Annotated in this window: 20 protein-coding genes and 1 riboswitch; of the genes, 7 read left to right on the top strand and 13 right to left on the bottom strand. The window is 71.9% G+C overall.

Features of this window, described 5'->3' with window-relative positions:
• Positions 1 to 24 precede the first annotated feature (24 nt).
• Positions 25 to 2,238 (bottom strand): NADP-dependent isocitrate dehydrogenase, encoded by a 2,214-nt coding sequence (locus tag JOD65_RS20390; RefSeq protein WP_191194799.1) that lies wholly within the window; start codon positions 2,236 to 2,238, stop codon positions 25 to 27.
• A 196-nt stretch (positions 2,239 to 2,434) separates the two neighbouring features.
• Here JOD65_RS20390 and JOD65_RS20395 point away from each other — a divergent pair, with 196 nt between their 5' ends.
• Positions 2,435 to 3,547, top strand: coding sequence for an aquaporin (locus JOD65_RS20395; protein WP_191194798.1), 1,113 nt, complete (start codon positions 2,435 to 2,437; stop codon positions 3,545 to 3,547).
• A gap of 26 nt (positions 3,548 to 3,573) precedes the next feature.
• On the opposite strand, the gene JOD65_RS20400 is transcribed toward JOD65_RS20395, so the two are convergent.
• Positions 3,574 to 4,260 carry a hypothetical protein gene (locus tag JOD65_RS20400; protein WP_191194797.1) on the bottom strand — a complete coding sequence of 229 codons (687 nt, stop codon included), beginning with the start codon at positions 4,258 to 4,260 and terminating at the stop codon, positions 3,574 to 3,576.
• A gap of 108 nt (positions 4,261 to 4,368) precedes the next feature.
• Between JOD65_RS20400 and JOD65_RS20405 the strand changes: the two genes are divergently transcribed.
• Entirely contained in the window at positions 4,369 to 5,355 is a 987-nt protein-coding gene (locus JOD65_RS20405) for a malate dehydrogenase (RefSeq protein WP_191194796.1), read from the top strand.
• Between the two features lie 115 nt (positions 5,356 to 5,470).
• Here JOD65_RS20405 and JOD65_RS20410 read toward each other — a convergent pair whose 3' ends face one another.
• From JOD65_RS20410 to JOD65_RS20435, 6 genes are all read right to left on the bottom strand, one after another.
• The gene (locus tag JOD65_RS20410) at positions 5,471 to 5,857 is read right to left on the bottom strand and encodes a DUF3017 domain-containing protein (RefSeq protein ID WP_191194795.1); all 387 of its coding nucleotides are present in this window, start codon (positions 5,855 to 5,857) and stop codon (positions 5,471 to 5,473) included.
• 1 nt (position 5,858) lies between these two features.
• The gene (locus JOD65_RS20415; protein ID WP_191194794.1) at positions 5,859 to 6,707 is read right to left on the bottom strand and encodes a bifunctional methylenetetrahydrofolate dehydrogenase/methenyltetrahydrofolate cyclohydrolase; all 849 of its coding nucleotides are present in this window, start codon (positions 6,705 to 6,707) and stop codon (positions 5,859 to 5,861) included.
• Between the two features lie 126 nt (positions 6,708 to 6,833).
• Entirely contained in the window at positions 6,834 to 8,411 is a 1,578-nt protein-coding gene (gene purH / locus JOD65_RS20420) for a bifunctional phosphoribosylaminoimidazolecarboxamide formyltransferase/IMP cyclohydrolase (protein ID WP_191194793.1), read from the bottom strand.
• A 25-nt stretch (positions 8,412 to 8,436) separates the two neighbouring features.
• Positions 8,437 to 8,514: riboswitch (ZMP/ZTP riboswitch) on the bottom strand.
• A gap of 1 nt (position 8,515) precedes the next feature.
• Positions 8,516 to 9,133, bottom strand: a complete 618-nt coding sequence (gene purN / locus JOD65_RS20425) for a phosphoribosylglycinamide formyltransferase (protein WP_191194792.1) — start codon at positions 9,131 to 9,133, stop codon at positions 8,516 to 8,518.
• A gap of 10 nt (positions 9,134 to 9,143) precedes the next feature.
• A complete protein-coding gene (locus tag JOD65_RS20430; protein WP_191194791.1) occupies positions 9,144 to 10,334 on the bottom strand; it encodes a YibE/F family protein in 1,191 nt (396 codons plus the stop codon).
• A gap of 3 nt (positions 10,335 to 10,337) precedes the next feature.
• Entirely contained in the window at positions 10,338 to 11,609 is a 1,272-nt protein-coding gene (locus JOD65_RS20435; RefSeq protein ID WP_191194790.1) for a cell division protein PerM, read from the bottom strand.
• A 123-nt stretch (positions 11,610 to 11,732) separates the two neighbouring features.
• Between JOD65_RS20435 and JOD65_RS20440 the strand changes: the two genes are divergently transcribed.
• Genes JOD65_RS20440 through JOD65_RS20450 form a run of 3 tightly spaced genes read left to right on the top strand, consistent with a single transcriptional unit; the run spans position 11,733 to position 15,291 of the window.
• The gene (locus tag JOD65_RS20440; protein ID WP_191194789.1) at positions 11,733 to 13,631 is read left to right on the top strand and encodes a SigE family RNA polymerase sigma factor; all 1,899 of its coding nucleotides are present in this window, start codon (positions 11,733 to 11,735) and stop codon (positions 13,629 to 13,631) included.
• A gap of 36 nt (positions 13,632 to 13,667) precedes the next feature.
• Entirely contained in the window at positions 13,668 to 15,062 is a 1,395-nt protein-coding gene (locus tag JOD65_RS20445; protein WP_191194788.1) for a hypothetical protein, read from the top strand.
• Positions 15,063 to 15,066: 4 nt separating this feature from the next.
• Positions 15,067 to 15,291, top strand: coding sequence for a hypothetical protein (locus JOD65_RS20450; RefSeq protein ID WP_191194787.1), 225 nt, complete (start codon positions 15,067 to 15,069; stop codon positions 15,289 to 15,291).
• Positions 15,292 to 15,294: 3 nt separating this feature from the next.
• On the opposite strand, the gene sucD is transcribed toward JOD65_RS20450, so the two are convergent.
• Positions 15,295 to 16,176 (bottom strand): succinate--CoA ligase subunit alpha, encoded by an 882-nt coding sequence (gene sucD, locus JOD65_RS20455; RefSeq protein ID WP_191194786.1) that lies wholly within the window; start codon positions 16,174 to 16,176, stop codon positions 15,295 to 15,297.
• A gap of 17 nt (positions 16,177 to 16,193) precedes the next feature.
• Complete coding sequence (gene sucC / locus JOD65_RS20460; protein WP_191194785.1) at positions 16,194 to 17,363, bottom strand: ADP-forming succinate--CoA ligase subunit beta; 1,170 nt, start codon at positions 17,361 to 17,363, stop codon at positions 16,194 to 16,196.
• A 129-nt stretch (positions 17,364 to 17,492) separates the two neighbouring features.
• Between sucC and JOD65_RS20465 the strand changes: the two genes are divergently transcribed.
• Both JOD65_RS20465 and JOD65_RS24140 read left to right on the top strand, forming a co-directional pair.
• Positions 17,493 to 18,839: a cryptochrome/photolyase family protein gene (locus JOD65_RS20465; protein WP_191194784.1), complete on the top strand. Its 1,347-nt coding sequence runs from the start codon at positions 17,493 to 17,495 to the stop codon at positions 18,837 to 18,839.
• Positions 18,840 to 19,058: 219 nt separating this feature from the next.
• The gene (locus JOD65_RS24140) at positions 19,059 to 19,826 is read left to right on the top strand and encodes a M23 family metallopeptidase (RefSeq protein WP_204811315.1); all 768 of its coding nucleotides are present in this window, start codon (positions 19,059 to 19,061) and stop codon (positions 19,824 to 19,826) included.
• Positions 19,827 to 20,189: 363 nt separating this feature from the next.
• Here the strand turns inward: JOD65_RS24140 and pcrA are convergent, their stop codons facing one another.
• Genes pcrA through JOD65_RS20485 form a run of 3 tightly spaced genes read right to left on the bottom strand, consistent with a single transcriptional unit; the run spans position 20,190 to position 23,491 of the window.
• Positions 20,190 to 22,598, bottom strand: a complete 2,409-nt coding sequence (gene pcrA, locus JOD65_RS20475; protein WP_191194782.1) for a DNA helicase PcrA — start codon at positions 22,596 to 22,598, stop codon at positions 20,190 to 20,192.
• A 57-nt stretch (positions 22,599 to 22,655) separates the two neighbouring features.
• Positions 22,656 to 23,009, bottom strand: coding sequence for a hypothetical protein (locus JOD65_RS20480; protein ID WP_191194781.1), 354 nt, complete (start codon positions 23,007 to 23,009; stop codon positions 22,656 to 22,658).
• A gap of 29 nt (positions 23,010 to 23,038) precedes the next feature.
• Complete coding sequence (locus JOD65_RS20485) at positions 23,039 to 23,491, bottom strand: universal stress protein (protein ID WP_191194780.1); 453 nt, start codon at positions 23,489 to 23,491, stop codon at positions 23,039 to 23,041.

A 23,491-nucleotide genomic window follows, 5' to 3' on the forward strand; every position in this document is an offset into this window, starting at 1 on the left:
GCCTGTCAGTGACGTAGGTCGCGCTCAGCCCAGCGAGGCGATGGCCTCGTTGAACGTGGCGGACGGCCGCATCACCGCGGCAGCCTTCTCGGCGTCGGGGCGGAAGTAGCCGCCGACGTCGGCCGGCTTGCCCTGCACGGCGAGCAGCTCGTCGACGATCACCTTCTCGTTGTCGCGCAGGGTGCTCGCGAGCGAGGCGAACGCGGCGGCGAGGTCGGCGTCCTCGGTCTGCTTCGCGAGCTCCTCGGCCCAGTAGAGGGCGAGGTAGAAGTGCGAGCCGCGGTTGTCGATCGTGCCGAGCTTGCGCCCCGGCGAGCGGTCCTCGTTGAGGAACGTCTCGGTGGCCTTGTCGAGCGTGTCGCCCAGGATCCGGGCGCGCGCGTTGTCGTCGTAGCCGGCGAGGTGCTCGAGCGAGGCGGCCAGGGCGAAGAACTCACCGAGGCTGTCCCAGCGGAGGTAGTCCTCCTTGACCAGCTGCTGCACGTGCTTGGGCGCCGAGCCGCCGGCGCCGGTCTCGAAGAGGCCGCCGCCGTTCATCAGCGGGACGATCGAGAGCATCTTGGCGCTGGTGCCGAGCTCGAGGATCGGGAACAGGTCGGTGTTGTAGTCGCGCAGCACGTTGCCGGTCACCGAGATGGTGTCCTCGCCGCGGCGGATCCGCTCGAGGGAGTACGTCGTCGCCTCGGCCGGCGCCATCACCTGGATCTCCAGGCCGTCGGTGTCGTGCTCCTTCAGGTACTCGGTCACGAGCGCGATGAGGTTGGCGTCGTGCGCGCGCGTCTCGTCGAGCCAGAAGATCGCCGGCGTCTCGCTGGCGCGGGCCCGGGTGACGGCGAGCTTGACCCAGTCGCGGATCGAGGCGTCCTTGGTCTGGCAGGCGCGCCAGATGTCACCGGCCTCGACGTCGTGGGACATCAGCACGTCGCCGGCGGCGTTGCGGACCTCGACCTTGCCCGCGGCGGGGATCTCGAAGGTCTTGTCGTGGGAGCCGTACTCCTCGGCCGCCTTGGCCATCAGGCCGACGTTGGGCACGGAGCCCATCGTGGAGGGGTCGAGCGCGCCGTTGGTGCGGCAGTCGTCGATCGCCGCCTGGTAGACGCCGGCGTAGGAGGAGTCCGGGATGACGGCGAGGGTGTCCTGCTGCTCGCCGTCGGCGTTCCACATCTGGCCCGACGTGCGGATCATCGCCGGCATCGAGGCGTCGATGATGACGTCGGACGGGACGTGCAGGTTGGTGATGCCGCGGTCGGAGTCGACCATCGCGAGCGACGGCCCGTCGGCCAGGCCCTTCTCGAAGGCGGCCTTGATCTCCGCGCCGCCCTCGACCTTGTCGAGGCCCGAGAGGATCGCTCCGAGGCCGTCGTTGGCGGACAGACCGGCCGCGGCGAGCTGCTCGCCGTACTGGGCGAAGACGTCGGCGAAGTAGGCGCGCACGACGTGGCCGAAGATGATCGGGTCGGAGACCTTCATCATGGTGGCCTTGAGGTGGGCGGAGAACAGTACGCCGTCGGCCTTGGCCTTCGCCACCTGCTGCTCGAGGAACTCGTCGAGGTGGGCCGCGCTCATGAAGGTCGCGTCGACAACCTCGCCCTCGAGGACCTTCAGGCCCTCCTTGAGGACCGTCTCGGCGTCGTCCTTGCCGACGTGGACGATCGAGAGGGTGTCGTCGGAGGGGAGGACCACGGACTTCTCGTTGCTGCGGAAGTCGTCGTGGCCCATCGTCGCCACCGAGGTCCTGGACTCGCTGCTCCACGCGCCCATCGAGTGGGGGTGGGTCTTCGCGTAGTTCTTGACCGAGGCGGGCGCGCGGCGGTCGGAGTTGCCCTCGCGCAGCACCGGGTTGACCGCGGAGCCCTTGACCTTGTCGTAGCGGGCGCGGGTCTCGCGCTCGTCGTCGGTCTGCGGGTTCTCGGGGTAGTCGGGCAGGTCGTAGCCCTGCGACTGCAGCTCGGCGATGGTCGCCTTGAGCTGCGGGATCGAGGCGGAGATGTTGGGGAGCTTGATGATGTTGGCCTCGGGCCGGGTCGCCAGCTCGCCGAGCTCGGCCAGCGCGTCGTCGAGGCGTTGGTCGTCGGTGAGGCGGTCCGGGAACTGGGCGATCACGCGGCCGGCCAGCGAGATGTCACGGGTCTCGACGTCCACACCGGCGGTCTTCGCGTAGGCGGCGATGATCGGCAGGAACGAGTACGTCGCGAGCAGCGGCGCCTCGTCGGTGTGGGTGTAGATGATCTTGGCCATGGGTACGACAGCTCCTGTAGATCGCGATCTGATCCGGGCATAACTCTTGACGTCAAGATACCTGACGCCGGTGACGGGTGGCGACTCGCCCACCCTCGCACCCCTCCTGTCATGCCGCTAGGCATGGCGCAGGATGCCGCTAGGCTTCGCGTGGCCTACGAGGGGTACGGCCACCTTGACTCTGGAGGGACTCGCGATGAGCGACACCGTCGAAGACACACCGACCACCGGGCAGAAGTTCACCGCAGAGGTTCTGGGCACCTTCGTGCTCGTCTTCTTCGGCTGCGGCGCTGCCGTCTACAGCGGCGGCGACCTCGTCGCGACGGCCCTGGCCTTCGGACTCACCGTGCTGGTGATGGCCTACGCCGTGGGTCGCATCTCCGGCGGTCACTTCAACCCCGCCGTGACGCTCGGCGCCGTCCTCAGCGGGCGCCTGCCGTGGAGCCAGGTCGGCATCTACATGGCCGCGCAGCTGCTCGGCGCCCTGCTCGCCGGCGCCGTGCTCTTCGGCCTCGGCCACGGCTTCGAGGGCTTCGTCGCCGAGGGCAACATGGGCCAGAACTTCTTCGGCGACCAGGGATCCGGCTTCGCCTGGTGGGCCGCCCTGCTGCTCGAGCTGCTGATGACCGCGGTCTTCGTATGGGTCATCCTCTCCGTCACCGACGCGCGCAACGAGGTCAACGTCGCGCTCGGCCCGCTCGCGATCGGCCTGTCGCTCGCGATGTTCCACCTCCTCGCGATCCCGCTGACCGGCACCTCTGTCAACCCGGCCCGCTCGATCGGCGTCGGCGTCTTCGCCGGCACCGACGCGATCGTCCAGCTGTGGCTCTTCGTGCTCGCGCCGTTCCTCGGCGCCGCGATCGCCGGGCTCACCTACCCAGTCCTCTTCGGCCACGGCGCCGCGCCGGTGGCCGGCTCGGGCCTCAACTTCGGCGGCGGCCGGAAGGACCAGTTCGTGCCGGGCAACTACGAGGCCCAGTGGAACCAGGGTCAGCCGGCCAGCTGGGGTCAGCCCGGCGCCGCGTGGGGCGCTCCCCCGCAGCAGCAGTGGGGCCAGCCCGACCCCTACCAGCAGCCGCAGCAGCAGCCCGACCCGGCCTACGGCGCACCGCAGCAGCAGCCCGGTCAGTGGGGTCAGCCGGCCCCGCAGCAGCCGGCCCAGCCCGCTCAGCCCCAGCCCGGTCCGCCCGGGCAGTGGGGCGCGCCGCAGCAGCCGGCACAGCAGCCCGGTCAGCCGGGACAGCCCGGCCACTGGGGCAACCCCGACGGCGACGACGACGGCCGCACCCAGGTCCGCCGCCCCGACTGAGCCCCGACTGAGACCCGACTGACCGGCTAGCCCTCGACCAGCTCGGCGGTCCAGCCGGCGTCGAGGTCCTCGAGCCCCACGAGGCCGACACCCTTCTCGTACACCGTGCGGGTCGTGGTGTCGGCCTCGTTGCGCAGCTGCACCAGCTCGCTGGACTGGTCCTCGATGGTCGCGCTCGCGCGCGGCAGGCCGGGGACGTCGTACGACAGCCAGCCGTCGCCGAGACGCGGGTCGGCGGGCATCGCGAGCCCGGCCTCCGCACCGTCCTCCCCTGCCCGCCAGGACGCGTCGTCGGTGTCCGAGCCGACCAGCCAGACGTTGCCGGCATCGTCCTGCGCGTAGAGCCGGGTCGCGACGCTCGTCGTGCCGTCGCCGAGGTCCGTCGTGGTCTGCACGGCCGTGGCCTCCAGACCCGCGACCGGCACCGTGTCGTCCAGCACGTCGACGTCGATGCGACCGCGCGTGCCGGCGTCCTCGGCGACGTCGTACGTCCAGCGCGCCCCCGGCGCGAGAGAGAGCCAGGGGTTGTCGACGCCCTCGACGAAGTCGGCGGGCGTCGGCGTCGGCGTCGGGATGACGAGGCCGTTGATGCCGGGCGAGTCGTAGGGCGCGGGCTGGCCGATGCCTGCGCACCCGGTGAGACCGACGACGAGTCCGGCTGCCAGCGCAGCCGCCGTCCGCGGACGGCGTACGCCTCGGAGCCCCCTCGTCATGGGCGCCAGCATGCCAGCCGTAGACCAGAGGCCGGCGGCGGATCCGGCGCTGCTAGCGTCAGCCGGACAGACGTCCCGCCTCCCGCACACCTCACGAGGAGTACCACCGTGACCTCCGAACCCCTCAAGGTCGCCGTCACCGGCGCCGCCGGCCAGATCGGCTACAGCCTGCTCTTCCGCCTCGCCAGCGGCGCGCTGGCCGCGGACCGCCCGATCGAGCTGCGACTGCTCGAGATCGAGCCCGCCCTCAAGGCGCTCGAGGGCGTCGTCATGGAGCTCGACGACTGCGCGTTCCCGAACCTCGCCGGCGTCCAGATCGGCTCGGACGCCGAGAAGATCTTCGACGGCGTCAACCTCGCCCTCCTCGTCGGCGCGCGTCCGCGCGGCCCCGGCATGGAGCGCGGCGACCTGCTCTCGGCCAACGGCGCGATCTTCACCGCGCAGGGCAAGGCCCTCAACGCGGTCGCGGCCGACGACGTGCGCATCGGTGTCACCGGCAACCCGGCCAACACCAACGCCCTCATCGCGATGACCAACGCGCCCGACATCCCGCGCGAGCGCTTCTCCGCGCTGACCCGCCTCGACCACAACCGCGCGATCAGCCAGCTCGCGGCCAAGACCGGCGCGCCCGTCACCGACATCACCAAGATGACGATCTGGGGCAACCACTCCGCCACCCAGTACCCCGACCTCTTCCACGCCGAGGTCAAGGGCCAGAACGCCGCCGAGCTCGTCGGCGACCAGGCCTGGCTGGAGAACGACTTCATCCCGACCGTCGCCAAGCGCGGCGCCGCGATCATCGACGCCCGTGGCTCGTCCTCGGCCGCCTCGGCCGCGTCCGCCACGATCGACGCCGCCCGCGACTGGCTGTTCGGCTCGGCGCAGGACGACTGGGTGTCGATGGCCGTCGTCTCCAACGGCGAGTACGGCGTCCCCGAGGGCCTGATCTCCTCGTTCCCGGTCACCACGTCGGGCGGCGAATGGTCGATCGTCGAGGGCCTGGAGATCGACGACTTCTCCCGTGCCCGCATCGACGCCTCGACCGCCGAGCTCGCCGACGAGCGCACGGCTGTCACCGAGCTCGGCCTGATCTGAGCCGAGGCGGCGCGTCCTGGCCCGCTCTGCCCGTCGAGTCGGCGCATCCTGACGCAATCACGCGTCAGGACGCGCCGACTCGATGCGATTTCGGCGGCAGGATGCGCCGACCCGCCTAGAAGCCGCCGGGCTGGTCCGGGATGGAGCCCGCGAGGAAGATCAGCGACCCGCCCAGCACGATGAGGATGGCCGCGTCGAGGACCTTGTGGCGTACGGCGAGCATGCCGGCGTCGCGGCGGCGCAGGACCAGCCGCACGGCGGCGGCGAAGATCAGCGCCCCGCCCATCAGGCGGACGCCGCTGCGCCACTCGTCGAGCGCCACGACGACCATCGCCACGGCGACGACGCCCAGGACGAGCAGGTAGAACGCTCCCCCGATCGTCGAGGGGTAGCGGCGCGGCTCGTCGGGGTCCTCCGGCGGCGGTTCCGCCGAGACCGGGGGGACCGACTCGGGGGGCTCGGGGGGCTCGACGGGCGGGTCGGGGCGGTCGGGTTCGGCCATGTCAGGACCGGACGGACTTCTCGGCGATCTCGACGATGTTGGTGAGCAGCATCGCGCGGGTCATCGGTCCGACGCCCTTCGGGTTGGGCGAGACCCACCCCGCCACGTCCCACACGTCGGGGTGCACGTCGCCGGTGACCTTGCCGTCGACGCGCGAGACGCCGACGTCGAGCACGGCCGCGCCGGGCTTGACCATGTCGGCGGTGATGATGCCGGGCACGCCGGCGGCCGCCACGACGATGTCGGCGGTGCGGACGTGCGCGGCGAGGTCGCGGGTGCCGGTGTGGCACAGCGTGACCGTGGCGTTCTCGGAACGGCGGGTCAGCAGCAGCCCGAGCGGGCGGCCGACGGTGATGCCACGACCCACGACCACGACCTCGGAGCCGGCGATCTCGACGCCGTGACGGCGCAGCAGCTCGATGGAGCCGACCGGGGTGCAGGGCAGCGGTCCGGCCTCGCCCAGCACGAGCTTGCCGAGGTTGACCGGGTGCAGCCCGTCGACGTCCTTGTCGGGGTCGACGCGCGAGAGCAGCGCGAACTCGTCGAGCCCCGTCGGCTGCTGGACGATGAAACCGGTGCATGCGTCGTCGGCGTTGAGCTCGTCGATGACGGCCTCCACCTCGGCCTGGGTGGCTGTGGCGGGCAGGTCGCGGCGGATCGAGGTGATGCCGATCTCCGCGCAGTCCTTGTGCTTCGCACCGACGTACCAGTGCGAGCCGGGGTCGTCGCCCACGAGCACGGTGCCCAGGCCGGGGACGACGCCCCGCTCACGAAGGGCCGCGACGCGCTCGGCGAGCTCGGCCTTGATGGTCCGCAGCGTGGCTGCGCCGTCGAGGGTCTGTGCGGTCACGCGGGTCATCCTGTCAGGGTCTGTTGCTGCTCGTGTCGATGGTGTCTCGGTACACGCCGTCGCGACCTCCTTCGGCGGTCGCGGGTGCACTCGACCTTTTCACTGGCGGGTCCGCTGACGCGTCCCCTAGTGAAAGAAGTGCCGCGCGCCGGTGAGGTACATCGTCACGCCGGCGGCCTCGCAGGCCGCGACGACCTCGGCGTCGCGCACCGAGCCGCCGGGCTGGACGATGGCCTTCACGCCGGCGTCGATGAGGATCTGCGGCCCGTCGGCGAAGGGGAAGAACGCGTCGGAGGCGGCGACCGCGGACGGGGCCCGCTCCCCCGCCCGCTCGACGGCGAGGCGGCAGGAGTCGACGCGGTTGACCTGCCCCATGCCGACGCCGACGGAGGCGCGGCCCGCGGCGAGCAGGATCGCGTTGGACTTCACGGCGCGGCAGGCACGCCACGCGAACGCCAGGTCGGCCAGCACCTCGTCGGAGGCGGCCTCCCCGGTCGCGAGGGTCCAGGTGGAGGGGTCGTCGCCCTCGGCGGAGATGACGTCGCGCTCCTGCAGCAGCAGCCCGCCCGAGATCGACCGGACCTCGCCACCACCGCGGGTGAGCGGCGGGCACTCGAGGATGCGGATGTTCTTCTTGGCCTGCAGGACCTCGATCGCCCCGTCCTCGTAGCCCGGCGCGACGACGACCTCGGTGAAGATCTCGGCCACCTGCTCGGCCATCGCGACGGAGACCGGGACGTTGGTGGCGATCACGCCGCCGAAGGCGCTGACCGGGTCGCACTCGTGTGCCTTGCGGTGCGCGTCGGCCACGTCGTCGCCGACCGCGATGCCGCACGGGTTGGCGTGCTTGATGATCGCCACGGCCGGCTCGTCGAAGTCGTACGCCGCCCGTCGGGCCGCGTCGGCGTCGACGTAGTTGTTGTAGGACATCTCCTTGCCGTGGTGCTGCCTCGCCTGGGCGAGACCGGGGCCCTCGGGCTGGAAGCCGTTGCTGTAGAGCGCGGCGGACTGGTGCGGGTTCTCGCCGTAGCGCAGCACCGCCTCCTTGGTCCACGTGGCGCCCATCCACGCCGGGAAGCCGGACCCCTCGCTGCTGTCGGTGAGCACGTTGCCCATCCACGACGCGACGTGGACGTCGTACGTCGCGGTGTGCACGAACGCCTCGGCGGCGAGGCGCTGTCGCTCGGCGAGCGTGAACCCGCCGGCCGCGACGGCGGCCAGCACGGCGTCGTACGTCGCGGGCGAGGTCACGATGGCGACGCTCGGGTGGTTCTTGGCCGCGGCGCGCACCATCGAAGGCCCCCCGATGTCGATCTGCTCGACGCACTCGTCGGGACCGGCGCCCGAGGCGACGGTCTGGGTGAAGGGGTAGAGGTTGCTCACCACGAGGTCGAACGGCTCGACGCCGAGCTCCTCGAGCTGCGCCTCGTGGGAGTCGAGGCGGCGGTCGGCCAGGATCCCGGCGTGCACGCGCGGGTGCAGCGTCTTGACGCGGCCGTCGAGGCACTCGGGGAAGCCGGTGAGGTCCTCCACCTTGGTGACGGGCAGGTCGAGCGACTCGATGAGCGCGGCGGACCCGCCGGTGGAGACGAGCTCGACACCGGCCGCGTGCAGGCCGCGGACCAGGTCGTCGAGCCCGGCCTTGTCGTAGACGGAGACGAGCGCGCGCTTGATGGCGATGCGGTCAGCAGAGGTCGGGGACACGGGACTCCTCGGTTGCGAACGAGTGCGAGGGCACCCAGGCGTTCGATGCTCTCGCGCGTCACTCCCTGGTGGTGGCCCACCTGCGCCAGTCGTGTGGCGCCAGACTACCGAGCGGAGGTCCCGATGCGAACCCGGCGGCCCTCCACCGCGATCCCCTCGCGGGCGATCCGCCCCACGGCGTCCACGAGCATCGCGCGCTCGGCGGTCTTGATCCGCTCGTGCAGCGACGCGACGTCGTCGTCCTCGGCCACCGCCACGGGCACCTGCGCGACGATCGGGCCGGTGTCGACGCCCGCGTCGACCACGAAGAGGGTCGCGCCGGTGACCTTGACGCCGTGCTCGAGGGCGTCCCGCGGGCCGTGCATGCCGGGGAACGCCGGGCACAGCGCCGGGTGGGTGTTGAGGGTGAGGAACCGGTCGAGGAACTCGGTCGAGAGCAGCTTCATGAAGCCGGCCGAGACCACGAGGTCGGGCTCGAAGCGCTCCACCACGGTGGTCAGGGAGGCGTCCCAGCCCTCGCGGGTCTCGAAGTCCGACACCTGGCGCACGAAGGTCGGGATCCCGGCGCGCTCAGCACGCGCGAGGCCCTCGATGTCCTCGCGGTCGGCGCCGACCGCGACGACCCGGGCGCCGTACGACGGGTCGGCGCAGGCGTCGAGCAGGGCCTGCAGGTTGGTGCCGGATCCCGAGACGAGGACGACGAGGCGGGTGGGCTGGTGCACGCGCGGAAGTCTAGGCGCGGTGGGAGGGTGCGCTCGCCTGCGTCCGCTCGCGGAGGAGACGGCCGACGACCAGCGCCGCGATCGCCGTGGTCACCGGGACCGCGGCGATGATCCCGAGCCCGCCGACGAGCCCGCGGACCACCTCCTGCGCCACCACCTCCTGGCTGACCGCGACCCCGAAGGGCAGTGACAGCGCGGAGAAGACGAGCATCAGCGGCAACGTGGCGCCGACGTAGGCCAGCACGAGGGTGTTGACGGTGGACGCGGCGTGCGAGCGCCCGATGCGCATCGCGCGGGTGAAGAGCGAGCGCGTGCTGGCGTCGGGGTCGACGTCGGCGAGCTCCCACACCGCCCACGTCTGGGTGACGGTGACGTCGTCGAGCACGCCGAGGGCACCGATGACCAGGCCGGCGAGCAGCAGCCCGCGGAGGTCGACCTGGGCGGCGATGCCGGAGATGTACTGGCTGCCCTCGTCGACGAGGCCGGTGAACTGGCCGACCTCGGTGAACACCCACCCGACGCCGCCGATCACCAGGAGCGACACCAGGGTCCCGAGCATCGCGACCGTCGTGCGGACGGTGAAGCCGTGCGAGAGGTAGAGCGTGACCAGCATGATCGCGGCCGCGGTCGTCACCGCGACGAGGAGCGGCGAGGCACCCTCCATGATCGCGGGCAAGGTGAATCCCGCGATGAGGATCAGGGAGTACGCCAGGCTGGCGAGGGCGCCGATGCCGCGCCAGCGCGACAGCGCGAGGACGGCCACGGCGAACAGGATCAGCAGCACGAGCAGGGGCGGCCCGCGGTCGAAGTCCTGGAAGGCGTACTGCTCGCCGTCGGGCGCCTGCTCGGTGAACGACACGATGATGCGGTCGCCCGCCACCACCTCGGGTGCCTGCGAGCCGTAGGGCAGCAGTGCCTCCGCCTCACCGGGGGCGCCGGGACCGCTGAGCAGCTCGACCTCGGCGAGCTGGCACCCCTCCACCTGTTGGCGGCACGGGCCGACCGACAGCACCTCGGCCGCGCCGCGCTCGACGTCGACCCCCGGACCGCTGATCTCCAGGTCGCCGTCGGGCCAGAGCGTGACGAGCCCGACGAGCGTCGCGATCACGAGCGGGGCCACCAGCGCCGCCATCAGCACCCTGATCTGCCGCGGCGCGGGCCCGAGGGACGGGCGCTCGCCGTGGCTGTGTCCAGCCCCCACCGATCAGTCCTCGGCGGGCGTGTCGGGACCGGGGCCCTCCTCGGGCGCCACGGACCGGGCCGTGCGCCACGCGAACAAGGCCAGCACCGATGCGCCGAGGAGCGCTCCGATGCCGCACGCGGTGACCGAGTGGACCAGGACGTCGCGGGTGAACGGACCCACGAAACGCATGCGGCCCGGTCCGGCGGCACCACCCGACAGCGAGGCGAGCAGCGCGAACCCGACGCCGGCAGCCAGCCCGCCTCCGCACCCGGCGAGCGCGATCCGGTCCCAGGTCAGGGGGCGGCCGCGGAGCACGCGGTGCGCCGAGACGGCAGCGACCAGAGGCGGGAGGACCATGAGGCCGCCCATCCAGCCCGGAGGCGTGCCGACCGCCGGCAGCGCCGCGAACAGCGGGACGACCGGCAGCGGGCCGAGCACGACCGCGCCCGGCGACACGAGGGTCGCGCCACCGACGGCGAACCCTGGCCCGAGGAGCCACGAGCCGGCGAACAGGGCGGCGTTGGGGGCGTAGGCGGCGTTGACGAGGGCGTAGAGGCCGGCCTCCGACGGGCTGAGGTGCAGCCGCGAGGTCATCGTCGCGGCCTCGCCGAAGGAGACGGCGAAGGAGACGAGGAAGAGCACGGCGGAGACGGCCAGCAACCGCGCGAGCACGGAGCCGGCGACGGCGGCGCCCGCCCGGACGGAGGCCGGGAGGAAGGCCGCCCAGATCGCGGCGCGGCCCGAGCCGATCGCGATGGCCGGGGCGGCGACGAACGCCGTCAGGAGCACGGTCCAGCCGAGCACCCGCGGCAAGGAGGGGTCGGCCGTGCTGCCGGCGGCGAGGGTCGCGACCACCACGGCCACGACGGCGTACGAGGCGAAGAACAGGGCGACGGCGGTGGGCACGGTGAAGTCGCGCTCGCCGTCGGAGATCCGGTCGGCGTCGGGGCCGTGACCGGAGACCGAGTCGCCGACGCGGTGCCCGAGCCGCCACACCGACCACGCCGCGATGGCCGTGATCCCGAGCGGGACGATCGTGACCCGCGCGCCCAGGACGGTGACTCCGGAGCCGTGGCCGGCCAGCCAGGCGAGGGCGCCCACGCGCATGCCGTCGCGGGGAGCGCCGTGGACGCCGGCGTCGGAGGCGAACCAGCCGATGACGCCGATCGACAGCAGCACGACGAGGGGGCCCAGCGCCGCGAGCGCACCGCCGAGGGTCGCGATCAGCACGAGCGGGCGCGGCCGGACAGCCTCGGTCCGCGCGTGGTCGGGTCGGGTCAGGAGCGACGTCATGGCCGCCCCATCATCACCTGCCCCTCGAAGCAGATGTCGCTCCCACGCCGCCCGTCGCAACCGCGACGCCCCGGTGGGCAGGGATGTGCACCGCAAGGCCCCCTCCCGTACCGTGGAGCGGTCATGAGGAGCCCCGAGACCTTCGACGCCTACTACGTCGAGACCCGCACCCGTCTCCTGCACGAGGCGTACGCCCTCACCGGAGACGCGCCGGCCTCCCGGGCCGCCGTCCGCGACGCCTTCGTCGTGGCCTGGCACCGCTGGCGCAAGGTCGGGCAGCTCGAGGACCGCGACGGCTACGTCCGCCCCCTCGCCCTCGGTCGCGCCCGCCGGCGGCACACCGCCCGGATCTGGCACCGCGACAAGTCGCTCGACCCCGAGGTGCGCAGCACCCTCGACGCGCTGTCCAAGCTCACCGCGCGCCAGCGCGAGCTGCTCGTCCTCAACGGCATCTCCGCGCTCTCCCTCGGCGAGGTGGCCCGCACCGTCGGCCTCCCCCGCGCCGACGCCGAGCGCGAGCTCCAGACGGCGAGCTCGCAGTTCTCGCTGCACCGCGACGCCCCGACCACCGACATCCCGCGGCTGCTCCACGCGCTCAACGGCCCGCTCGAGGACATCCGCTGGCCCCGCGCCACGGTCATCCGTCGCTCCGGCGCCGCGCGACGCCGTACCCACACCGTGATCGGGGCCGGCCTCGCAACCGCCGCGCTCCTGGCCTCCGGCTCCCTGGTCGCCACCGGCGCCGGCGCCGAGCCCACGAGCCTGAGCGAGGAGAAGGCCACGCCCGGCGTCACGGTGCACGCACCCGTCGACGACGACGCGGGCGCGGAGATGATCAGCGCCGACTCGCTGCTCGCCCCGGACCAGCTCACGCGCTACGGGTCCGGGCTCGACTGGACCGAGACCGCCACCACCGACAACCTCGACGGCGACGGCCTGCTGGCGCCGTGCCAGCGCGAGCGGTTCGCCGACCCCGACGGCGTCACCGCCCTCGCCCGCACCTGGGACGGCACCGAGACCCGCGTGGAGCGGACGAAGGTCGGCAAGGGCGACCGCCAGCGCACGCGCAAGCGGGAGGTCACCGACGTACGGTCGACCGCCGTCCAGATGGTCGAGATGTCGCGCAACGAGCGCCAGGCGGCGCAGGGCTTCGAGACCGCGTCGCTGTGGTTCGCCGGATGCATCGACCCGCGCACCCAGCTCATGTCGACCCGCACGGTGAAGCGCGTCGGCGACGAGGCACGCGTCTTCCGGCTGCGGTCCTGGGGCAAGCAGCCGGCCACCCTCACCGTCGGCACGGCCCGCACCGGCAGCCTCGTGGTCACCCAGGTCGTGCGCAGCCGCGGTCGCGCCGTCCCCGACAAGGCGGTGCTGACCGGGCTCGCCGCCGCCGTCAACGGCGTGTGCGGGTCCGAGGGCGCCGGCGCCTGCGCCGGGCGCGCCCGGGACAACGCCACCCCGCCGCTCGGGATCGGCACGCCGCCGGGGCTGCTCTCGGTGGTCGACCTACCGCCGGTCGCCGCCGTTCGCGGCCCCTGGGTCGGCACGGAGCCCGAGCGGGCGCGCAACAACTACGCAGCCACCCGGTGCGACCGGACGACCTTCCAGGGCAAGGGCATCAGCAAGGCCCTGACCCGCACCTTCCTCTTCCCCGAGACGCCGAACGCCAACCAGCTCGGCCTCACCCAGACCGTCGGCGCGATGAAGCCGGGCCGGGCCGGCACGTTCGTCGACCAGGTCCGCGACCGCATCCGCCAGTGCGGGCAGGCCAACCTCGGCACCAACGTGACCCAGCTGGCCTCGGCGTCCTCGAAGTCGGGCGACCTGAGCGTGTGGGCGCTGACCTTCGAGATCAACGACAGCCAGTCGTTCCCGTTCCTGATGGCGATCGTGCGCGACGGCGGCGCCGTCTCCCAGCTCGGCTTCGCCCCCGACCGCGCCATGACGATGTCGCGCGACGACTTCGTCGCCCTCGCCCGGCGCGTGGCCGAGCGGCTCGGACCGCTGGATTCCTCGAGCTGACGCAACCTTTTCGCCCCTGACGGTGTCTCACCGGTCATGAGGCACCGCGCACGGCTCGTCACCGCCGCGCTGGCCTGCACCCTCGCGCTCGCCGCCGGGTGCGGGGACCAGTCGGCGGACGGGCCGACGACGGGTGGCTCCTCGGACGGCTCCGTCGCGTCAGCGAGCGACGGGACGAGCCCGGGCACCGCGATCCCGGACGACTTCCCGCTGTCCTCGGGCATGGGCGGTCCTGCCGACACCGTCCCGACCTCCCGGAGCGGCACCGGCCTGCGTGACCTCGAGCTGTGCGGCACTTCTCCGCTGCGCGGACTGGGCACCCGTGACCGGATGGTGGCCGACAACAGCGGCGGCGAGTCCGCCGACACCCGCGAGCTGCTGGTCCTCGGGGCTCCCGACGACGCGCGCCGCCTCGCCGACCGCCTGGCCGGCCTCGTCGCCGACTGCGCCGAGCCCGACGCCAGCCGCGACATGGAGACGCGCACCGAGGTGCTGGCCTCGCCGTTCGGTCCCGGGCCGGCCACCACGCTCCTGCAGACCTACAGCTTCGACGGCGAGCCGGGCACGGGCGCGACCATCGTGCACGTCGTGCCCGTCGGTGCCGCGCTCCTCGTCACGTCGACGTACGGGCAGTGGACCCGCGAGCGCGCCCGGGACGCCGTCGACGCGACCGTCGGGCCGCTGCGCGGCACGGTCGAGGCACTGGCGATGTTCGGCGAGGTCCCGACGTCCACGCCGGCCCCGACCGAGACCCCGACCGAGACTCCGACCGAGGCGCCCACCACGCCGTCACCGTCGGCTCCCTCCTCGTCGCCGCCGTCCTCCACACCGTCGGCGCCGCCGACGTCGACCCCGACGACCGACCCGACCGGGACACCCGAGACCCCCCAGCCCACCGAGCCCGCAGAGATCCCGGCGGACTTCCCGCTCGGCGTCGGCCTGCCCGAGGACGGCGGCGACAACGACGTCACGCCTCCCACGGACGACGTGGGCATGGACCCGGTCGAGATGTGCGGCCGCGACGTGTGGCCCGACGCCGACGCGGCGAGCACCCGCCACCTCTACTCCTTCGTGCTCGGCCCGGAGTACTACGACGGGCGCGAGCTCGTCGTCCACGCCGACGCCGACGCCGCGGTGGAGGCCATGACGGAGGTCCGTCGGGCCGCCCGCGACTGCCGGCGCTCCGCCAACCAGGTGTGGACCGTCCTGCCCCGCGACACCGGCTACGACACGGTGACGATGGGCCTGACGTACGCCGACGGGCTCGGCAGCTCGGTCTTCCAGGTCACCCGGGTCGGTTCGGCACGACTGATGGTCCAGACGTACGGTGAGGGCTCGCTCGCGTCGCTGGACCGACAGGCCGACGAGGTCACGGGGACCACCAACCAGATCGTCCAGTCGATGTGCGCGTTCACGAAAACGGGGTGCTAGAACCATGTCCATTCCATCGACGCTGGCCAGCTCGGCCTGCCCGACCCTGCCGTCGCCGCGACGGCTCACCGCCGTCGCGCCGGTGCGCCTGCTGGGCGCCCACGTCGTGTGGCGGCTGCTGTGGGAGGCCCACCCGCCCACCCGCCACGACCGGCACGCGAAATCCACGACGGCCCCGCAGGTGGACCTGCGAGGCCGTCTGGAAAGTGCTCTGGACCAGAGCGCCTGAGGGCTAGATCTCCTTCAGGACCGCCCGCATCAGCTCAGCGGTCTCCGACGGCGTCTTGCCGACCTTGACCCCGGCGGCCTCGAGGGCCTCCTTCTTCGCCTGGGCGGTGCCCGAGGAGCCCGACACGATGGCGCCGGCGTGGCCCATGGTCTTGCCCTCGGGAGCGGTGAAGCCGGCGACGTAGCCGACGACCGGCTTGGTCACGTGCTCCTTGATGTAGGCCGCGGCCCGCTCCTCGGCGTCTCCGCCGATCTCGCCGATCATCACGATCGCCTTGGTCTCCGGGTCGTTCTCGAAGGCCTCGAGCGCGTCGATGTGGGTGGTGCCGATGATCGGGTCACCGCCGATGCCGATCGCGGTGGTGAAGCCGAAGTCCTTCAGCTCGTACATCATCTGGTAGGTCAGCGTGCCCGACTTCGACACGAGGCCGATGGGGCCCTTGCCCGCGATGGTGTGCGGGGTGATGCCGGCCAGCGACTCCTCCGGCGTGATGATGCCGGGGCAGTTGGGGCCGATCATGCGGGTGGACTTGCCCTCGAGGTACTGCACGACCTCGGCGGTGTCGAGGACCGGCACGCCCTCGGTGATCACCACGAGGAGCGGGATCTCGGCGTCGATGGCCTCGATCGCGGCGTCCTTGGTGAAGGCCGGCGGCACGAAGGCGACGGACACGTTGGCGCCGGTCTCCTTCATGGCCTCCTCGACGGTGCCGAAGACGGGGAGCTCCTTGCCGCCCAGCTCGACCTTCGTCCCGGCCTTGCGGGCGTTGACGCCTCCGACGATGTTGGCGCCCGACTCGACCATGAGGGTGGTGTGCTTGGCACCCATGCCGCCCGTCATGCCCTGGACGATGATCTTGGAGTCCTTGTTGAGGTAGATGCTCATCTGTTCAGTTCTCTCTCTCAGGCCTGGTGGGCGAGCTCGGCGGCCTTGTCGGCCGCGCCGTCCATCGTGTCGACCTGGGTGACCAGCGGGTGGTTGAGCTCGTCGAGGATGCGACGACCCTCCTCGACGTTGTTGCCGTCGAGGCGGACGACGAGGGGCTTGCTCTCCTTGTCGCCGAGGATCTCCAGCGCACCCTTGATGCCGTTGGCGACCTCGTCGCAGGCGGTGATGCCGCCGAAGACGTTGACGAAGACGCTCTTGACCTGCGGGTCGTTGATGATCACGTCGAGGCCGTCGGCCATCACCTGGGCGTTGGCGCCGCCGCCGATGTCGAGGAAGTTGGCGGGCTTCACGCCGCCGTGCGCCTCACCGGCGTACGCGACGACGTCGAGGGTGCTCATCACGAGGCCCGCGCCGTTGCCGATGATGCCGACCTGGCCGTCGAGCTTGACGTAGTTGAGGCCCTTGTCCTTGGCCTTCGCCTCGAGCGGGTCGGCCTCCTCGCGGATCTCGAACTGCTCGTGGTCGGGGTGGCGGACCTCGGAGGCGTTGTCGTCGAGCGACACCTTGCCGTCGAGCGCCTCGAGCTTGTCGCCCTCCAGGCGCGCGAGCGGGTTGACCTCGACGAGGGTGGCGTCCTCCTCGACGTAGACCTTCCACAGCTTCTGGACCATCTCGATGGCCTGGTCGCGCAGCGCGGCGGGGAACTTGGCCTCGTCGACGATCGCGGCAGCCTTCTCCGGCGTGACGCCCTCGAGGGCGTCGATGCGGATCTGCTTGACGGCGTCGGGGTTGGTCTTGGCGACCTCCTCGATCTCCACGCCGCCCTCGACCGATGCGATGCACAGGTGCGAGCGGTTGGAGCGGTCGAGCAGGAAGGAGAAGTAGTACTCCTCCACCGGCGGCGTCGCCGGCGTCACCAGGACGCGGTTGACGCGCAGGCCCTTGATCTCCATGCCGATGATGTCGCGGGCGTAGGACTCAGCCTCGTCAGCGGTCTTGGCGATCTTCACGCCGCCGGCCTTGCCACGGCCGCCGGCCTTGACCTGGGCCTTGACGACGGTCACGCCGCCCATCTCCTCGGCGGCGGCTCGCGCGGCCTCCGGGGTCTCGGCGACGACACCCAGGGTGGTCGCGACTCCATGCTTGGCGAAAAGCTCCTTCGCCTGAAACTCCATCAGGTCCACGAGAGTGACCAGTCCTTTTCGTCTGCGAACAGTGCGGGGAAATCCCTCTCGGCACCCTAGACCTCCGAGCGGGGTCGGGCGAGGTCGGGTGAGCGTGGTGGTGCTCACGCCCGGGCTAGGTTGAGGAGCATGTCCACCCCCAAGCCAGGCTCGAACCGGGACTCGACCTCAGCGGTGATGTGGTTCCGTCGCGACCTGCGGGTGCGCGACAACCCGGCCCTCCTCGCCGCGCTCGAGGAGGGGTCGGCGACCGCGCTCTTCGTCGTCGACCCGGCCATCTGGGCCACGGCAGGCCCGGCACGCAGGGCGTGGCTGGCCGCCAACGTGCTCGCGCTCGCCGACCGCATCCCGCTGACCATCCGCCACGGCGACCCCCGCGACGTCGTGCCGCAGGTGGCCGACGGTCGGCGGGTGCACGTCGCCGCCGAGACGACGCCGTACGGCCGGCGCCGCGACGGGGCCGTGGCCGAGCAGGTCGAGCTCGTCGCGACCGGGTCGCCGTACGCCGTGGGGCCGGGGCTGGTCCGCAACGGCAGCGGTGATCCCTACCAGGTGTTCAGCGCCTTCGCCCGCGCCTGGCGCGAGCACGGCTGGTCCGACCCTGCCTCCACGCCCCGCTCCCCCGACCTCGCGCCGGCGGACTCCGACCAGGCCGCGCTGGACCTGTTGGAGGAGGCGGTGGCCGAGGCGCCGTTCGACCTTCCCGGCGCCGGCGAGGACGCTGCCTGGCGCCGCTGGCGGTCCTTCCGCGACGACGGCCTGCGGGACTACGGGGACGAGCGCAACCGCCCCGACCACGACGGCACCTCGCGGCTCTCGCCCTACCTCCACCTCGGGGTGCTCCACCCGCGCTCGCTCCTGGCCGAGGTCCCCCACACGTCGACGTACGCCACCGAGCTGGCGTGGCGCGACTTCTACGCCGACGTGCTGTGGCACGCACCGTCCTCGGCGTGGTCGGACCTCAAGCCCGCGCTGGAGGGGATGAGGTACGACGATCCCGACGACGCGATCGAGGCGTGGCGCACCGGCACCACCGGCTACCCGATCGTCGACGCCGGGATGCGCCAGCTGATGCACACCGGGTGGATGCACAACCGGGTGCGGATGATCACCGCCTCCTTCCTCACCAAGGACCTGCACGTGTGGTGGCCGGTCGGCGCGCGGCACTTCCTCGACCTGCTGATCGACGGCGACGTGGCCTCCAACAACCACGGGTGGCAGTGGGTGGCCGGCACCGGGACCGACGCCTCGCCCTACTTCCGGGTGTTCAACCCCGTGACGCAGGGGCTCAAGTTCGACCCGCAGGGCGACTACGTGCGCCGCTGGGTGCCCGAGCTGGAGCACCTGCCGGGCAAGTCGGCCCACGAGCCGTGGAAGTCCGACGTGGGCTACGAGCGGGACTACCCGTTGCGCCTCGTCGACCACGCCGACGAGCGTCGGGAGGCGCTCGAGCGCTACCAGGCGGCGCGCGGCTGAGTCCTGCGTCACCTCGCAGCGTCCGTTTATCGGCCGCCCGGCGGGGTACGTGAACTTATTTGGTCGAGGGTTGCACTTTCCCGTGATCCTTCCGTTACAGTCGTGCGCGGTCTCGCCGACCCGACCCCCCTGACGACCCGGCAGATTGGTAACTCCTTCATGGGCAACCACCGAGCGGAGCGCGCTCCCCAGCGACGCACCTCGGCTACGGCTGCACCCGTGAGCGGCAAGCGACGTGCCTCCACGCCGCCGCGACGCTCCCTGGTCCGGCTGCCGTCCCTGCCCCTCGTCGCCGGTGTCGCCGTGCTGGCGGTCTCCGCCGGCGCTGCCGTCACCGGGTCCGGCTCGGGCGTCACCGCGCTCACCTCGACGGGTTCCGCGGTCGGGGCCACGCAGGCCATCGGCTCGGTCGCCGGCCAGGCCATCTCCCGCCGCGGCGTCGTCGTCAGCCGCGACCACACCCGCGACTCGGGCAACGAGGAGACCGACCCCGAGCTCGTCGCGCTCGCCGAGAAGCAGATGGCCGAGCGGGCCGCCAAGCTCGAGGAGATGCGCAACGCCGCGGAGAAGCAGGCGGCGAAGATCAAGGAGAACAAGTGGGTTCTCCCCCTCGCCAGCTACGGCATCACCGCCACCTTCGGCCAGTACGGCCTCTGGGCCAGCTACCACACCGGCCTCGACTTCAACGCCAACAGCGGTGACCCCATCCTGGCGGTCGCCAACGGCACCGTCACCCAGACCGGCTACGACGGGGCGTACGGCAACAAGACCGTCGTCACCCTCGATGACGGCACCGAGATCTGGTACTGCCACCAGACCGCGATCTACGTCTCCGTCGGCGACCGCGTCAACGGCGGCGAGAACATCGGCACCGTCGGCGCCACCGGCAACGTCACGGGCTCCCACCTCCACCTCGAGGTCCGCCCCGGCGGCGGCGGCCCGGTCGACCCCTTCCAGGCGTTCGTCGAGCACGGCATCGTCCCCTGACGGGGACGCGTTATCGGCCCCGAGGTCAGGGGAGATCGAGCAGCGCCCGCGACCGAGCGGTGTCTGACGGGGATTCTGGACGGCTCGATTCCCCCTGACACACCGCCCACCAGCGCGACGTACGCCGACGCGCGCGCCAGCGGTGAGTGAGACACGTTTTCGGGGCCCAGAACCGGCCTCACGCACCGCCCACTGGCGGGTCGTACGCCGACATGCACCTCGGCGGTGGCTCAGCCACATTCCGGGCGCCTAGAACGTGGCTGACACACCGCCACCGGCGCGTCGTACGCCGACGCGCACCTAGCGGTGGCTGACGGGGATTCTGGACGGCTCGATTCCCCCTGGCGCACCGCCAGGCGCGCCTCAGAGCTTCTCGACCGGCGCGTAGCGGAGGAGGAGGCGCTTGACGCCCTCGGAGCCGAAGTCGATGGAGGCCACGGACTTCTCGGCCGCGCCCTCGACGGCGACGACGGTGCCCAGCCCGAAGGAGTCGTGGGCCACCCGGTCGCCCGGGGAGAGGCTCGGGATCTCGCGGGCGGGCTTGGCCTTGGAGGCCGCGTCGGCGCGGAGGGCGGCGGAGCTGAAGTTGCGGCGGCCGGCGTCGGTGGGGATGCCGAGGCGCGTGGAGCCGCCGCTGAGGTCGCTGCGGCCCCAGCGGGTCTGCTCGGCGGCCGTGCGGCGCCAGTCGACGAGGTCGACCGGGAGCTCGTCGAGGAAGCGGCTGGCCGGGTTGTGGCTGGGCGCGCCCCACGCGGAGCGGACGAGGGCCCGGGAGATGTAGAGGCGACTCTGCGCGCGGGTGAGGCCGACGTAGGCAAGGCGGCGCTCCTCCTCGAGCTCGGGCTGGTCGCCGAGCGAGCGCTGGTGGGGGAAGACACCGTCCTCGAGGCCGGTGAGGAAGACGACCGGGAACTCGAGGCCCTTCGCCGTGTGGAGCGTCATCAACGTGACGACCCCGGAGTCGTCGCCGTCCGGGGAGTCGGGGATCTGGTCGGCGTCGGCGACCAGGGCGACCCGCTCGAGGAAGTCACCGAGGCCGACCGCGACTGTGCCGGCCTCGACCTCGGCCGGGTCGGCGCTCGGCCCCGGCTGCGGGTCCTCGGCGAACTCGCGCGCCACCGCGACGAGCTCGGCGAGGTTCTCCACCCGAGTGCCGTCCTGCGGGTCGTCGCTCGCCTCGAGCTCGGTGAGGTAGCCCGAGCGCTCGAGCACGGACTCGAGGATGACGTCGGGGCGCTCGTCGGCCTCGACCATCGACTGCAGCTCCTGCACGATCGCGACGAACGCCTCGATGTTCTTCAGGCTGCGCGTGGCCAGGCCGGGCGCTTCGGCCGCCCGGGTCAGCGCCTCCCAGAAGGTGATCCGGTCGCGGTCGGCGAGGGCGGCGATGCAGGCCTCGGCCCGCTCGCCGATGCCGCGCTTGGGGGTGTTGAGCACCCGGCGCAGCGAGATCTCGTCGGCGGTGTTGACCAGCATCCGGAGGTAGGCCAGCGCGTCGCGGACCTCCTTGCGCTCGTAGAAGCGCACCCCGCCGACGACCTTGTAGGGCTGGCCGGTGCGGATGAACACCTCCTCGAAGACGCGTGACTGGGCGTTGGTGCGGTAGAAGACGGCGACGTCGGCAGGGCGTACGCCGGCGTCGTCGGTCAGCTTGTCGATCTCCTCGCTGACGAACCGGGCCTCGTCGTGCTCGTCGTCGGAGACGTAGCCGACGATCCGCTCGCCCGCCCCCGCGTCGGTCCACAGCCGCTTGGGCTTGCGGCCGCGGTTGTTGCCGATGACGGAGTTGGCGGCGGTCAGGATGGTCTGCGTCGAGCGGTAGTTCTGCTCCAGCAGGATCGTGGTGGCGTCGGGAAAGTCCTGCTCGAAGTCCATGATGTTGCGGATGTCGGCGCCCCGGAAGGCGTAGATGGACTGGTCGGCGTCACCGACGACCATCAGCTCGCTCGGCTCCACACGCTCCGCTGCCTCGGCGCCCTGCTCCTCCAGGGCAGTGCCGATCTCGAAGGACTGCCCGCACAGCTGCTGGATCAGGCTGTACTGCGCATGGTTGGTGTCCTGGTACTCATCCACGAGCACGTGACGGAACCGCCGGCGGTAGTTCTCCCGCACGTCGGGGAATGCCTGCAGCAGGTGGACCGTGGTCATGATCAGGTCGTCGAAGTCGAGCGCGTTGGCCTCGCGCAGGCGGCGCTGGTAGTTGCTGAACGCCTTGGCGTAGGCCTCCTCGAAGGAGTTGCGCGCCTCCTTGGCGGCGTCCTCCGCGTCGCGCAGCTCGTTCTTCTGGTCCGAGACCCAGTGGAGCACCGCGTTGGGCTGGTACTTCTTCGGGTCGAGCTCGAGGTCGCGCAGCACCAGCGTCATCAGCCGCTTGGAGTCGGCCGCGTCGTAGATCGAGAAGTTGGACTTGAAGCCGACCCGGTCGATCTCCTTGCGGAGGATGCGCACGCAGGCCGAGTGGAAGGTCGAGACCCACATGATCCGGGCCCGCTTGCCGACGAGGGCCTCGACGCGCTCCTTCATCTCGGCCGCGGCCTTGTTGGTGAAGGTGATCGCCAGGATCGAGCCCGGGTGCGCCTTGCGCTCGTTGATCAGCCAGGCGATGCGACGCGTCAGGACCCGGGTCTTGCCCGAGCCCGCGCCGGCGACCACCAGCAGCGGGGCACCGGCGTGAGTCACGGCGGCCCGCTGGGGCTCGTTGAGCCCGTCGAGGAGCGGGTGGTCGCGGTGCTCGAAGAGGGCCGGGTCGGCCGGTGCGTCAATGGGGCTCATGTCGGCCCCAGCCTATGCGCCGGGTACGACAAACCGGTCAGGCCCGGTCGGAGCCGATCAGGCGTGCACGGGCGACCAGAAGACCGCCACCGCGATGTTGGCGATCGTCAGCGCGAGGAGGCCGAGGTAGAGGCCCTGCGGGATGCTCGGCTTGCGCATGTTGACCATCACGAGCACCAGGATCACCAGGCCGATGGCGAACTTCACGCCGATCTTCGCGTGGTCGGGCGAGCTGAGGTTCTCGAGCACGCCGACGAGCAGCAGGCCGGCGACGAATGCCGTCCCGATGCCGTCGCGCATCAGCGAGTTCACGCTCTTCGTGTCGTCGCGCACCTGCACGAGGAGGCCTCCGAGGAGGGCGGCGTAACCGAGGATGTGGACGAAGAGCAGCACCAGCCGCAGGGTCTCCATGCGGACACCCTAGTGAACCGGCCTGACGATCAGGACCGGCGCTTCCTCGGCTTGGGCGCAGGGCGTACGACGAGCACCGGGCAGGGTGCGTAGTGCTGCACGCGCTGGGCGGTGCTGCCGACGAGCACGCTGTCGCTGAGCCCGCGCCCGCCCGCCGCGACCACGACCAGCCCCGCGTCGTACTGCTTGGCGGCCTTGATGATCTCATTGGCGGCCGACCCGCTGCGGATGCGCTTGTTGACCTTGGGTCCCCAGCCGTCGAAGACGGCCGCGATGGCGTCGACCGCGCTCTGGGCGGCGTCGCGGAAGGACCCGTCGAACCCGTCCTCGGCCAGGTCGTCGGCGAACGCCACCGAGGCCAGCGGTCGGATCACCGCGACGACGGAGATCTCGGTGACCTTGGTGGGATCGGCGAAGGACTTGAGGTGCTTGGCGGCGGCCAGCGACTGGCGGGAGCCGTCCGTGGCGACGATGACGTGCAT

Source organism: Nocardioides cavernae, assembly GCF_016907475.1.
Taxonomy (GTDB): Bacteria; Actinomycetota; Actinomycetes; order Propionibacteriales; family Nocardioidaceae; genus Nocardioides; species Nocardioides cavernae.

Bases quoted from the DNA above. Each gene is read 5' to 3' on its own strand.
- JOD65_RS20390 (WP_191194799.1), bottom strand. From the start codon at position 2,238: ATGGCCAAGATCATCTACACCCACACCGACGAGGCGCCGCTGCTCGCG.
- JOD65_RS20395 (WP_191194798.1), top strand. From the start codon at position 2,435: ATGAGCGACACCGTCGAAGACACACCGACCACCGGGCAGAAGTTCACC.
- JOD65_RS20400 (WP_191194797.1), bottom strand. From the start codon at position 4,260: ATGACGAGGGGGCTCCGAGGCGTACGCCGTCCGCGGACGGCGGCTGCG.
- JOD65_RS20410 (WP_191194795.1), bottom strand. From the start codon at position 5,857: ATGGCCGAACCCGACCGCCCCGACCCGCCCGTCGAGCCCCCCGAGCCC.
- JOD65_RS20435 (WP_191194790.1), bottom strand. From the start codon at position 11,609: ATGACGTCGCTCCTGACCCGACCCGACCACGCGCGGACCGAGGCTGTC.
- JOD65_RS20440 (WP_191194789.1), top strand. From the start codon at position 11,733: ATGAGGAGCCCCGAGACCTTCGACGCCTACTACGTCGAGACCCGCACC.
- JOD65_RS20445 (WP_191194788.1), top strand. From the start codon at position 13,668: ATGAGGCACCGCGCACGGCTCGTCACCGCCGCGCTGGCCTGCACCCTC.
- JOD65_RS20450 (WP_191194787.1), top strand. From the start codon at position 15,067: ATGTCCATTCCATCGACGCTGGCCAGCTCGGCCTGCCCGACCCTGCCG.
- sucD (WP_191194786.1), bottom strand. From the start codon at position 16,176: ATGAGCATCTACCTCAACAAGGACTCCAAGATCATCGTCCAGGGCATG.
- JOD65_RS20465 (WP_191194784.1), top strand. From the start codon at position 17,493: ATGTCCACCCCCAAGCCAGGCTCGAACCGGGACTCGACCTCAGCGGTG.
- pcrA (WP_191194782.1), bottom strand. From the start codon at position 22,598: ATGAGCCCCATTGACGCACCGGCCGACCCGGCCCTCTTCGAGCACCGC.
- JOD65_RS20480 (WP_191194781.1), bottom strand. From the start codon at position 23,009: ATGGAGACCCTGCGGCTGGTGCTGCTCTTCGTCCACATCCTCGGTTAC.
- JOD65_RS20485 (WP_191194780.1), bottom strand. From the start codon at position 23,491: ATGCACGTCATCGTCGCCACGGACGGCTCCCGCCAGTCGCTGGCCGCC.